Source organism: Chromobacterium rhizoryzae, from assembly GCF_020544465.1.
Classification (GTDB): Bacteria; Pseudomonadota; Gammaproteobacteria; order Burkholderiales; family Chromobacteriaceae; genus Chromobacterium.
The window spans coordinates 1,190,424-1,203,062 of sequence record NZ_CP066126.1; the positions used below are offsets into that span (position 1 = coordinate 1,190,424).

The 12,639-nt window shown below is 65.8% G+C and carries 11 protein-coding genes; all 11 read left to right on the plus strand.

Features of this window, described 5'->3' with window-relative positions; all coding sequences use genetic code 11:
- Window positions 1–57: 57 nt before the first annotated feature.
- The 11 genes from JC616_RS05435 (at window position 58) to glyS (ending at window position 12,631) form a co-directional block, all read left to right on the plus strand.
- Entirely contained in the window at window positions 58–579 is a 522-nt protein-coding gene (locus JC616_RS05435) for a fimbrial protein (protein ID WP_107798293.1), read from the plus strand.
- Entirely contained in the window at window positions 560–1,354 is a 795-nt protein-coding gene (locus JC616_RS05440) for a fimbrial biogenesis chaperone (RefSeq protein ID WP_227107118.1), read from the plus strand. The genes JC616_RS05435 and JC616_RS05440 overlap by 20 nt, the downstream gene beginning before the upstream one ends.
- A gap of 10 nt (window positions 1,355–1,364) precedes the next feature.
- Window positions 1,365–3,941 carry a fimbria/pilus outer membrane usher protein gene (locus JC616_RS05445; protein WP_227107119.1) on the plus strand — a complete coding sequence of 859 codons (2,577 nt, stop codon included), beginning with the start codon at window positions 1,365–1,367 and terminating at the stop codon, window positions 3,939–3,941.
- Between the two features lie 8 nt (window positions 3,942–3,949).
- A complete protein-coding gene (locus JC616_RS05450; RefSeq protein WP_227107120.1) occupies window positions 3,950–5,368 on the plus strand; it encodes a fimbrial protein in 1,419 nt (472 codons plus the stop codon).
- Window positions 5,358–6,125, plus strand: a complete 768-nt coding sequence (locus JC616_RS05455; protein ID WP_227107121.1) for a fimbrial biogenesis chaperone — start codon at window positions 5,358–5,360, stop codon at window positions 6,123–6,125. Before JC616_RS05450 ends, JC616_RS05455 begins: the two co-directional genes overlap by 11 nt.
- Window positions 6,126–6,237: 112 nt before the next feature.
- Window positions 6,238–6,840, plus strand: coding sequence for an HD domain-containing protein (locus tag JC616_RS05460; protein ID WP_227107123.1), 603 nt, complete (start codon window positions 6,238–6,240; stop codon window positions 6,838–6,840).
- 111 nt (window positions 6,841–6,951) lie between these two features.
- Complete coding sequence (gene hemG, locus JC616_RS05465) at window positions 6,952–8,286, plus strand: protoporphyrinogen oxidase (protein WP_319792921.1); 1,335 nt, start codon at window positions 6,952–6,954, stop codon at window positions 8,284–8,286.
- Between the two features lie 37 nt (window positions 8,287–8,323).
- Window positions 8,324–9,058, plus strand: a complete 735-nt coding sequence (locus tag JC616_RS05470) for a substrate-binding periplasmic protein (RefSeq protein WP_227107125.1) — start codon at window positions 8,324–8,326, stop codon at window positions 9,056–9,058.
- Window positions 9,059–9,195: 137 nt separating this feature from the next.
- Window positions 9,196–10,086 (plus strand): glycine--tRNA ligase subunit alpha, encoded by an 891-nt coding sequence (glyQ, locus tag JC616_RS05475; protein ID WP_107798300.1) that lies wholly within the window; start codon window positions 9,196–9,198, stop codon window positions 10,084–10,086.
- A gap of 44 nt (window positions 10,087–10,130) precedes the next feature.
- Entirely contained in the window at window positions 10,131–10,556 is a 426-nt protein-coding gene (locus tag JC616_RS05480; protein ID WP_227107127.1) for a surface-adhesin E family protein, read from the plus strand.
- A 14-nt stretch (window positions 10,557–10,570) separates the two neighbouring features.
- Window positions 10,571–12,631 carry a glycine--tRNA ligase subunit beta gene (gene glyS, locus JC616_RS05485; protein ID WP_227107129.1) on the plus strand — a complete coding sequence of 687 codons (2,061 nt, stop codon included), beginning with the start codon at window positions 10,571–10,573 and terminating at the stop codon, window positions 12,629–12,631.
- Window positions 12,632–12,639: the final 8 nt, after the last annotated feature.

Consider the following 12,639-nt stretch of genomic DNA (forward strand, 5'->3'; position numbering starts at 1 on the left):
AGGGTTTTCGGCGAGTTTGAAATTGAAGATATTTAAATATCAATGGAGAGTCGTTTCATGAAAAAGATCGTCGTTTTGGCCAGTTTATTTCTGCCGACTTTAGCGCTGGCGGGCAACACCATTAACTTCCAGGGCGAAGTGTCTTCGCAGACTTGCAAGGTGGATATCAACGGTAATGACAGCAACCCGGTGGTTCTGTTGCCTACGGTGCCGACGACCAGCCTGAGCGCGCCGGGCGCGGCGGCGGGGCAAACCGATTTCACCATCCGTCTGACCGGTTGTGAAGCGGCGCCCACCGGCGGCACCGAGATCAAGACCGTGTTCGTAGCCAATAGCCTGACTAAGGACGGCAATATCGTTAACACCGGCACCGCCAAGAACGTTGCCCTGCAATTGCTGGACCCGGCTGCTCCGGCTAATCCGTTCGACCTGACCGGCGGCTACAAGGCGTCGGGCCTGGTATTGGAAGCAGGCAAAACCACGGCTGAGCACAAGTTCGCCGTCCGCTACTACGCCGAAGGCGCCGCCACCGTAGGGTCGGTGCTGGGCAGCGTGCAGTATGCGGTTTCCTACTTGTAAACCTAGCGGCAGTCAGCCGGAGCGCGGCGCGTTTAGCGCCGCCGCGCTCCGGCGCGCGCTGCTGCCGGGACTGATTCTGCTGACGGCGTGGCCGGCGGCCTGGGCCAGCGTGGTGCTGAACAACACCCGCATCGTTTATCCCGGCCAGGCTCGCGAGAGCAGCATCCAACTGAGCAACGAAGACGCCACGCCCAATGTGGTCCAGGTCTGGCTGGATTCCGGCGACGTGGACTCCACGCCGGAGTCCGCTTCGGCGCCGTTCGCCGCCATGCCGTCGGTGTTTCGCATGGAACCCAAGGCGGGTCAGACCGTGCGGCTGGTGTTCGACGGCAGCGAGCTGCCGCAGGACAGGGAGTCGGTCTACTACTTCAACATGCTGCAGATCCCGTCGGTTACCGGCGAGTTCTCGGAGCAAAACCAGATGCTGGTGATGCTGCGCAGCCGGCTCAAGCTGTTTTATCGCCCGGCGGGCATTCAGGGCCGGGTTGAGCAGGCGCCGGAGCAACTGCGTTTCTCCTTGCAGCGTCAGGGCCGCGCATGGCAATTGGTCGCGGACAACCGCAGCGGCTACTACCTGACGCTGATGGGCGGCGAGGTGATGAGCGGCGGCAAGGCCCACGCTTTCAAGGCGGACATGCTGGCGCCGTTTTCCCGAGCCAGTTGGCCGGTATCGGGGCTGACGCAGACCAGCGCGCCGCTCTCCGTGCGTTACAAGCATGTCAATGATTACGGCGGCGTGAACGAAGTCGAGTCCGCCGCCGTGGCAGCGGAGTGATTCCCCGGATATGACTTCAACTTCCTATCGCGGCCAGTGGCTTCCTGGTCTTCCCCCCATGCTGGCCGCCGGCGCGGTCTGCCTGTCGCCTGGCTTGGCCTGGGCCGAGCCGGGTACGGCCGAGGCCGCGCCGGCGCTCTTGGCTTACCGTTTCGACAAGCGGCTGTTGCAAGGCAACTCGCTGGCGGACGACATCGAGCGCTTCAACAAGCCCAGCCAGGTGGACCCCGGCGAGTATCTGGTGGATGTTTTCGTCAACAACACGTTTTACTCTCGCCAAACCGTGAGCTTCCGGCGCGAGGAAGACCACCCCACGTCCGCTTGTCTGGATCGGGCTTTCCTGATCAAGGCGGGGGTCTTGCCCGAAAGCTTGCCGCCGGACGAGGAGGACGCGGCGGCGTGCTGGCCGCTGGCGCTGCGCATTCCCGGCGCCGGCAGCGAGTTCGACCTGCCGCGGCTGCGTCTGAATCTGTCGGTGCCGCAGGCGGCGATGAAACGGCTGCCGCGCGGCTACGTGGCGGAAGAGGATCTGGATGTCGGCGCGGCCATCGGCTTCCTCAACTACGACGCCACCAGCTACCGCTCCAGCACCGGCGATATCAGCAACACCTATCACTACGTTTCCGCCGATGCCGGGGTGAACCTGGGGCTGTGGCGTTTGCGCCAGCAATCCAACTACAGCAGCGGCATGGCCGGAGGCGGACGTTGGAATCATATCCGCAGCTATGTGCAGCGCGCCTTGCCCGCCCTGCAGAGCGAGCTGACGTTAGGAGACAGCTCCACCGGCGGCAGCCTGCTGAGCGGGCTCAGCTATCGCGGCGTGCAGCTACGCAGCGACGACCGGATGCTGCCGGAAGCCGTGCGCGGCTACGCGCCGGTGGTGCGCGGCGTGGCGGACACCAACGCCAGGGTAGTGGTGCGTCAGGGCAAGCAGGAAATTTATCAGACCGTGGTGGCGCCCGGGCCCTTCGTGATCGACGATCTGTTCCCCACCAGCTATCAGGGCGACCTGGAGGTGGAGGTGACGGAGGCGGACGGACAGGTGAAGCGTTTCACCGTGCCGTTTGCCGCGGTGCCGGGATCGATGCGGCCGGGCCAGACGCGTTACAGCCTGACGGTGGGCCAGCTGCGCAATACGCTGGAAGACAAGCCGGTGTTCGCCGATTTCACTTATCAGCGCGGCGTCAGCAACGCCTTGACCGCCAATATGGGCGCGCGGGCGGCGTCCAATTACGCCGCGCTGCTGGGCGGGGCGGTGTGGGGGTCTCGCTACGGCGCCTTGGGCGCGGACGCCACATTGTCGCGCTCCCGCGACAGCGACGGCAGCCAGATCCACGGCTGGCGCGCGGCGCTGACTTACAGCCACACCATCCAGCCCACCGCCACGTCCATTACTTTGGCGGGCTATCGCTACTCCACTCGCGGCTACCGCGATCTGGTCGACGCGCTGGGCGCGCGCGAGGCCTATAAGCAGGGCCGGACCTGGAACTCCGGCAGCTTCCAGCAGCGCAACCAGTTCACCGTCAGCGTCAACCAGCGGCTGGGCGATTACGGCAGCCTGGGGCTGTCCGCCGCGATCAGCGATTACTACAACGGCAAGGAGCGGGACACCCAGCTGCAACTCAGCTATCAGAACCAGTTCCGTTCCATCAGTTACGGAGTATCGGTGGCGCGCCAGCGCATGGGGCAGCCGCAAGACGGCGGCTCCAGATTTCAGCCGCTGGACAGCGGACGGGTGCGCAATACGGTGATGTTCAATCTATCCATGCCCTTGGGGAAGGTCCGGCGCGCGCCGATGTTGGCGGCCTCGACCAGCCGCAGCGACGGTGAAAACAATCTGCAACTGTCCTTGAGCGGCACCGCGGACGAGGCGCAGACGGTCAGCTACGGCGTCAACGTGTCGCAGACCTCGCAAAACAGCGCCACCGCATTGGGCGGCAATGTGCAAAAGCGCTTCCCGCTGGTCACCGTGGGCGGCAGTTATTCGCGCGGACGCAATTTCACCCAAACCGGCGCCAGCGCGCGCGGCGCGGTGGCGGTGCACCGCGGCGGCGTGACCTTCGGCCCCTATCTGAGCGAAACCTTCGGCCTGGTGGAAGCGCCGGGCGCCAAAGGCGCGGAAGTGCGCTACGGCATGGGCGCCAAGGTGGACCGCGCCGGTTACGCGCTGATCCCGTCGCTGACCCCTTACCGTTACAACGACGTGTCGCTGGACAGCAAGGGCCTGGCCGATGGCGTGGAGCTGCAAGGCGACCAATTGCGCACCGCGCCTTACGCCGGCGCGGCGGTCAGGCTGAAGTTCGCCACCCGCCGCGGCCAGGCGCTGTTGATCAAGGGGCGGCTGGCAAACGGCCAGGCCCTGCCCATGGGCGCGATGGTGTACGCGGAAGACGGCTCCAATATCGGCATGGTGGGCCAGGGCGGGCAGGCCTATGCGCGGGTGGCCTCCCGCAAGGCGCGCCTGCTGGTGAAGTGGGGCAAAGAGGCGGACAGGCAGTGCGCGCTGCCGTATGAACTGGCCGACGACGCGCCAAGCCGGCCGATTATCCGCCTGGAGGCGGAGTGCGCGCCGCAGCTCAAACAATGAGGACCAAGATGAAATTTCAAACTGACGCCGCGGCGCGGAGGCATGGCGCGGCGGCCTTATTGGCCGTGCTGCTGGGAGGGCTGTGGAGCGCGCAGGCGGAGGCCGCGTGCTATCGCGTGTCGCGCGCCGCGCCGTCGACCAATCCCAACGATGTGGATTATGTTGAACCGGGCAAGGGAGAAGTGCGGTCCTGGTTGGGTTCGACGGATACCGCCGGGCAGGGCGCGATGGCGATGACCATCAACATCAACAATGAGGTCTTCCAGCCGGATGGCACTTTGCTGGGCAGCAAGATACTGAGCATTTACGATTTGGGTTCCGACAATATCGGCAGTTATACGCCGGAGCAAGTGCTGTTCCGTTGCTCGCCGGAGGAAAGGCCGAGCACTTTTTACGAATATTATTCGACCAATGGCGATAACCTTTGGGCAGGCAAGGACGAGGAGGGCAGCGCCATCGGCCTGCCGCAAGCTTACCGCACCGTGCAGCGCGGTTTGATGGCGCGGGTGACCAATTTGAATACCGGTGAGTTCGCGTCGCGTTATTGGAAACGACGCCCGCTGAAACTGGACATGGCGCGCGACCGGGATTCGCGTGGCTGGTATCTGATCAAGGCCCGGCATTTCAGCAACTACAAGGTGGAGTTCTTCAAGTACAGCCAGTCCAAGGGCTCGGGAGATATCGGCTGGCAGGACAGCGTGGCTGGCCAGAACTGGGTGTATACACAGCCCATCGCCTATAGTGCGTTTCAAGGCGGCGGCCTGTCGCCCTTATTGGGCGAAGGCGTGGATCATGCGACGCAGTGGTCCGGCTTCTACAACGCCTGGCCCGGCTCCATCAACCCGTATAACACTGTCAAGATCCGCAGAACCGCCAGCTGCCGGGTGGTAACGGTGACGCCGGTAGTGGCTTTTCCGCCCATCAGCGCGGTTGAGATGGAGAAAGGCGGGCAGCGTACGCTGCCGATCGAGATCAACCTGCAATGCCAGACGGGCTCGCCGGCCAATATCGGCCTGTCTGGTTTTCAAAGCGGAACCGGAGCGGGACAGACGGCGATGGGGGTGCTGGTGCAAGCCGCCAATTACCAGGCGGCCTTGAAAGAGGGCTTGGGCACCGGCGGCGGCGGGGTCACACATCTGCTGTCCGACGGTTACGGGGTCAACCCCGCCGTGGCCACCGGCGTGGGCGTGGCCTTGAGCCGGCTGGGCGGCCAGCGCTTGAACCTGTTGAGCAATGAGCTGATCACCGGCGGCGGAGCCCTAGCCGGCTGGTATCCGGTGTTGCAGGACGCGGAAGCGACGGGTAACCAGAGCGGTCTGACCCATTACCGTGCCCGGATGCGCGCGACGCTGATCCGCCTGCCGGGCAAGAAGGTCAAGCCGGGTTCCTTGAACGCGACCGCGCAAGTGGTGGTCCGTGTCCAGTAGCGCATGGGCGCGCTGGAGCGCGGGCGGTCTGTTGTGCCTGTTGTGCGGCAGCAGTTGGGCCGGCCTGATGGCGGAGTCCACGCGGGTGGTGTTCGAGGCCGGCGGCGCCGAGCAGTCGCTGCAACTGGTCAATCTCAACCCCTATCCGGTGGTGGTGCAGGCCTGGGTCGACGACGGTCATTTGGAGTCCGGCCCGGACGCGGCCGGAGCGGCGGGCGCGGCGGTGATGCCCATTCCGCCTATCTTCCGCTTGAACCCGAAGGGACAGATCAGTCTGCGCCTGCTCGCCACCGGCGTGCCCTTGCCCGTGGATCGCGAATCGTTGTTCTGGTTGAACCTGTACGAAATCCCTCCGACGCGGACGGACTTGCCGGCGGACGCGCAGACGTTGACCGTCACGCTGCGGACTCAGATGAAGGTCTTGATGCGGCCGGCCAAGCTGCCCGTCTCGGTTGAGGACTTGCCGGAGCAACTGCGTTTCACCCTGGAGCAGCGGACGGACGGTCCGCGTTTGCGCATCGACAACGCCAGCCCTTATTACGCCACCTTCCGCGCGCTGGAACTGGCCTGCGCCAGGGGGCCGGCGCAGCCATTGGCGGCGGAGATGGTGGCGCCCTTAACGGCGGAGACGCTGGCCTTGGATTCGTCCCCGCCCTGCGCCGTCGAGCAGGCGGAAGTCCGTTTTTTGCTGGTGGGCGACGACGGCAACCCGGTGGCGGGCAAGGCGGCCCTGGCTTCGAGCGTCAGCGGTTCCTGATGGATGTTTATGAAAGTAGAGTAGAATTGAAATGGTTTTGATCGTTTTGGCATTGTCGGGCCGACCCTGGCGCTGAGCCGGAACGCGAGCCGCCGCATCCACAGGAGCCGTGATGACGAGTAATGCCGCCTTAAGCCAGAGCATCCAGTTTTTCCTTGAACTGGATAAATTGAAAGAAGTGATCCGCAAAAACTGGATCGCTTCGCAGCAGAGGCGGGAAAACTCCGCCGAGCATAGCTGGCAGGTGGCGATGCTCGCCATGGCCTTGCAGCCGCACGCCAACGAGCCGGTGGCGCTGGACCGAGTGGTCAGGCTCTTGCTGGTGCATGATGTCGGCGAAATCGTCGCCGGCGACGTCAGCGTATTCGACCGAGGAGAAGGCCCTGAGGAGAAAGAGGCCGAACGCGCCGGCGCGGCTCAGGTGTTCAACCTGCTGCCGCAGGCGCAGGCGGAGGAAATGTTGGCCTTGTGGGACGAGTTCGAACAAGGCTTTACCGCGGAGGCGCGTTTCGCCAATGCGATAGACCGGCTGGCGCCGGCCTTGTTGAACCTGCACTCCGACGGCAAGGGCTGGAAGGAGCAGCAGGTGCGCAAGTCCCAGGTGCTGGAGCGCGTGATGCCGGGGGTCAGGCAGGGCTGCCGCGCCGCGGCCGGATGGCTGGAGCAGGCCTTGGAGCAGGCCGAGCAACGCGGCGTGTTCCCGCCGGAACGCTAGGCCGGCGCGCCGGCTTGCGGCGGATCAATTGGCCGGCCGGCGTCTTGCCGCATACTGTCTTCCATCGAGGGCCGCCGCTGGGCGGCCTTTTGGCTTTGAGGGGGACGGGAAATGATTGCGGTGATCGGCGCGGGAATGTCCGGCCTGGCCTGCGCCTGGCAGTTGCGCCGGCGCGGCGTGGACGCGGTGGTGTACGAGGCGTCCGACCGGGTGGGCGGCAAGGTGCTGAGTCTGGACCTGGCGCCGGGCTTGATGGAGGCGGGGCCCAATACTTTGCTGGCGGATGAGGCCTTGTGGCAATGGCTGCTGGAGCTGGGACTGACGCCCTTGGCGCCGGCGGCGGGGCCGCAGCGGCGCTTCGTGCTGCGGCACGGCCATTACCGCGCCTTGCCCGACGGCCCCGCCTCCCTGTTGGCCGGCGGCTATTTCAGCCCGGGCGCCAAATGGCGGCTGTTGAGCGAGCCTTGGCGCCGCCCCGCCGAGCCGGACGCGTCGGAAACGGTGGCGGCCTTTTTTCGGCGCCGCTTGGGCGAGGAGGTGCTGGCCACCCTGGTGGACCCGTTCATCGGCGGCGTGTTCGCCGGCGATCCGGAAGAATTGCTGATGAGGGAATGCCTGCCCGCATTGGCGGCGGCGGAGCGGGAGGCGGGATCGCTGGCCCTGGGCATGTGGCGGCGCTGGCGGCGCGGCGAGATCCGGCGCAAGCGGATGTGCACGCTGGCGGGCGGGCTGTCCAGCCTGGCGGAGCGGCTGGCGAGAGATCTGGACGTGAGGCTGGGCTGTCCGGCGCTGGCGCTGGAACGCGCGGGCGAGGGCTGGCGCTTGTGGACGCCGCAGGGGCCGCAGCCGGCCAGCGCGGTGGTGCTGGCTTTGCCGGCGCCGCAGGCGGCGCGGCTGCTGGAACCCTGCGAGCCGGAATGGGCGCGGGCCTGCGCGGCGCTGCCCTATGCGCCGCTGACCGTGGTGGCCACCGTGGCGGCGGAGCGGACGCTGCTCCGGCCGCTGGAGGGTTTCGGCGGCTTGCACCCGGCCAGCGAGCAGGCTTTGGCCTTGGGGCATTTGATGTCCAGCCGGATCTATCCGCATACGGCGGCGCCCGGTTCGCGCTTGTTGACCAGCTTCATCGGCGGCCGTCGCCAGCCGGAGTTGGCCGCTTTGCCGGATCAGGCCTTGTTGCGGCGCTTGAACCTGGAGCTGGCGCGCCTGTTCGGCCTGGAGGGCGAACCCTTGAGCCAGCGCATCGTGCGTTGGCCGCAGGCGCTGCCGCAGGGCACGGCGGTGATGGCGGCCTTGCGGCCGCTGGCGGCGGCCGCGAGCGAGCGCGGCCTGCATGTCTGCGCCAACTGGCTGGACGGGGTGTCGCTGCCGGACTGTCTGGCCAAGGGGCGGGCGCTGGCAGATCGGCTGGCGGCGCAGGCTTTGCATTGCCGCGGATCCGGCATATAACAAATCGTCGCGGACAGCGGGACGAAAGGAGAGGCCGATGCGGGCGAGTCTAGGGATGACGGCTGCCGGGGCCTGTCTGCTGGCGGCGGGCGCGGCGGCGCAGGCCCCGGTCAAACTGTGCGGGGTGGAGTGGCAGCCGTTCAGCTATGTGAAGAACGGCAAGGTGGATTCCGGCATCAGCCACGACGTGCTGCAAGAGGCCTTCCGCCGGATGAAGGTGCCGGTGACGATGGAGGCCGCGCCTTGGGAGCGTTGCCTGCGCGGGGTCAAGACCGGCGACTACGACGCGGTGATAGACAATGAAGTGGCCGCTCAGACGCCGCGCTTCAAGAACGTCTATTCCAGCTATCCGGTGGCCTTGTGCGTCAAGCGCGGCTCGCCGGTCAAATCCTTCGACTGGAAGCTGGTGCAAGGCCAGGCGGTGGGCATGGTGCGCGGTTACACCTATACGCCGAAGATTCTGAACTATCCCAACTGGAAGCTGGAGCCGAGCAACGACGAGGATCAGCTGTACGCGATGCTGACCGGTGGCCATCGTCGGTTCGTCTTGTGCGATGTGTGGGGCGCCTCCCTGCGGCCGAACGTGGAGATCTTGCAGCCGGTGATAGACCGCACCGATCTGTCGCCCAATTTCAGCGCCCGGCAGGCGGCGCTGGCGGCCAGGCTGGACGCGACGATAGGCGATCTGATCCGCGACGGCAGCGTGGAGCGCATCTACGCCAAATACACCCAGCGCAAGTTCCGGGATATGGTGCCGGCGGCGGACAAATGAAGGCGCCGCTGCGCGAGGCGGGCCGGCGCGGGGGCGTTTCGCCGGCCTTTTTGATTTGCCGCCAACGGCTTGGCTTTGCGCGGGGGGCGCTAGGCGGTAGAATCTGCCTTTGACTTTTCACTTTGCTTGCCACCTCTATGCTTACCTTCCAGGAAATCATCCTCACGCTCCAGCACTATTGGAACCGCCAGGGCTGCGCCTTGCTGCAGCCTTACGACACCGAAGTGGGCGCGGGGACTTCCCACACCGCCACCTTTCTGCGGGCGCTGGGGCCGGAGCCGTGGAACGCGGCCTATGTGCAGCCGTCGCGTCGACCCGCGGACGGTCGTTACGGCGAGAACCCCAACCGCCTGTTCCAGCATCATCAATTCCAGGTGGTGCTGAAGCCGGCTCCGTCCAATATCCAGGAACTGTATCTGGGTTCCTTGAAGGAGTTGGGCTTGGATCCGACGGTGCAGGATATCCGCTTCGTCGAGGACGACTGGGAAAACCCGACCCTGGGCGCCTGGGGCCTGGGCTGGGAAGTGTGGCTGAACGGCATGGAAGTGACCCAGTTCACCTATTTCCAGCAAGTGGGCGGCCTGGACTGCAAGCCGGTGCTGGGCGAGATCACCTACGGTCTGGAGCGTCTGGCCATGTATCTGCAGGGCGTGGAGAACGTCTACGACCTGATCTGGACCCATCTGCCGGACGGCCAGCCGGTCACGTACGGCAATGTGTTCTTCCAGAACGAAGTGGAGCAGTCCAAGTACGCGTTCGAACACAGCAACGTCGAGCTGCTGTTCCGCCAATTCAACGACTACGAGGCCGAGGCCAAGTCGCTGCTGGAGGCCAGCCTGCCGCTGCCGGCCTACGAGATGATTCTCAAGGCCGGGCACACCTTCAACCTGCTGGACGCGCGCGGCGCGATCTCGGTGACCGAACGCGCCACCTATATCGGCCGCATCCGCACCCTGTCCCGCGGCGTGGCGCAGGCGTATTACGACGCCCGCGAAGCGCTGGGTTTCCCGATGTGCCGGCAGGCCTGAGCTTGGCTTGCCGCCCCGGCCGTTTCTTGACAGAGGGAATGCGCATGAAGGCCTTTTTCGCATGTCTGTGCGCCGCGCTGGCGCTGCCGGCGCAGGCCGAGCCCGCCGCCGACTGGGTGGCGTATCAGGACGGCAAGGCGCTGCAATTGGCGATAGACGGCAATTCGCTGTGGCTGGGGCAGGACGGGCTGGTGCACTTCGTCAACCAGGAACGGTTCGACAAGATCCAGTACGAGAAAAGCTACAAGCTGAAATTCAATATCCGCCGCAGCGTAGGCTACGCCGACTGCGGCAAGTACCAGTACGTGTTTGTCAGTTCCGATTATTTCGATCGCAACAACAAGCACCTGTTCTCAACCCTGTTTCCAGTGCCGCGTCACGCCTGGAAATGGCAGCCCGTGTATAACGGATCGGTCGCCGACGCCATGATGAAGGTGATCTGCGAAGCCGCCGGGGCCGCCAAGCGTTAAGTTTTAGAGTGAATATGAACCAGACATTGCTGATTGAGCTGCTCACCGAGGAGCTGCCGCCCAAAGCGTTGGAAAAGCTGGCCGCCAGCTTTGCCCAGACCATAGGCGACGAACTGAAAAAGATGCAGTTCGCGCCGGCCGACGCCGAAGCGACGGTCTACGCCTCGCCGCGCCGCCTGGCGGTGCAGTTGGCCGATGTGGCCGCCTTGCAGCCGGACCAGAAGATTAGCCGCAAGGGCCCGGCCGTGGCCGCCGGGATGAAAGACGGCCAGCCCACGCCGGCGCTGGCCGGTTTCGCCCGCTCCTGCGGCGTGGACGTGTCCGCGCTGTCCACGATGAGCGACGGCAAGCAGGACGTGTACGTCTACGAGAGCGTCAAGCAGGGCCAGCCGCTGGCCGCGGTGCTGGCCGACGTGGTGGCCTTGGCGCTGAAAAAGCTGCCGGCGCCCAAGCTGATGCGCTGGGGCAGCCTGGACGTGCAGTTCGTGCGTCCGGTGCACGGCCTGATCATGCTGCACGGCGACGCGGTGGTGCCGGGCGAGGTGCTGGGCCTGCACAGCGGCCAACGCACCCGCGGCCATCGCTTCCTGTCCGAGGGCGAAGTGACCGTGGCCAACGCCGACGCTTACGCCCGCACCCTGCATGAGTCCGGCAAGGTGGTGGCCAGCTTCGACGCGCGCCGCGAACTGATCCGCCACAAGCTGGCCGAGGCCGCCGCCCGCCTGAACGCCACCATCGCCGCGCCGGAGGCCTTGTTCGACGAGGTGACCGGCCTGGTGGAATGGCCGGTGGTGCTGGAAGCCGGCTTCGAGGCCGAATTCCTGCGCGTGCCGCAGGAATGCCTGATCCTGACCATGCAGCAGAACCAGAAATACTTCCCGCTGCTGGACGCGTCCGGCAAGCTGATGAACCGCTTCCTGCTGGTGTCCAACCTGGAAACCGCGGACCCGTCCTTCATCGTCGGCGGCAACGAGCGCGTGCTGCGCGCGCGCCTGTCCGACGCCAAGTTCTTCTTCGAACAGGACCAGAAGGCGCGGCTGGACAGCCGGCTGCCGCGTCTGGCCAATGTGGTCTACCACAATAAGATCGGTTCGCAGCTGGAGCGCGTGGAGCGCTTGCAGAGCATCGCCGGCGCCATCGCCCATGAGCTGGGCGCCGACGCCGCGCTGGCCGCTCGCGCCGCCTATCTGGCCAAGGCCGACCTGGTGTCCGGCATGGTGGGCGAATTCCCCGAGCTGCAGGGCGTGATGGGCATGTATTACGCCCAGTTCGACGGCGAGCACGCCGAAGTGGCCGCCGCCATCGAAGGCCATTACCACCCGCGTTTCGCCGGCGACACGCTGCCGGAAGGCAAGATCGCCACCGCGGTGGCGTTGGCGGACAAGCTGGAAACCATCGTCGGCATCTGGGGCATAGGCCTGATCCCCACCGGCGACAAGGATCCGTTCGCCCTGCGCCGCGCCGCTCTGGGCGTGGTGCGCATGGCGCTGGACGCGGATCTGGACCTGAAGGCGCTGCTGAACATCGTCGCTGCGGCCTTCCCGGCCGGCAAGCTGTCCGCCACCGTGGCCGACGAGGTGTTCGGCTTCATGATGGACCGCCTGAAGAACTTCCTCGCCGCCGATTACAAGGGCGACGAGATCGACGCGGTGCTGGCGCTCTCGCCCAGCCGGCTGGCGGAAGTGCGCGCGGTCTTGTCCGCCGTGGCCGCCTTCAAGGCGCTGCCGGAAGCGGCCGCGCTGGCCGCTGCCAACAAACGGGTGAAGAACATCCTGAAGAAGGCCGAAGGCGAAGTGGGCGCGGTGAATCCGGCGCTGCTGGGCGAAGCGGCCGAGCAGGCGTTGTTCGCCGCCGTCGAGCAGTTGGCGCCGCAGGTGGACGATAAGTTCGCCGCCCGCGACTTCGCCGCCGCGCTGACTCAGCTGGCCTCGCTGCGCGCGCCGGTGGACGCCTTCTTCGACGGCGTGATGGTGATGGCGGACGACGCCGCGGTGCGCAACAACCGCATCGCCTTGCTGGCGCGTCTGGCCGGCTTGTTCAACCGCGTGGCGGACATCTCGCTGCTGGCGGAGTAATCCGATGG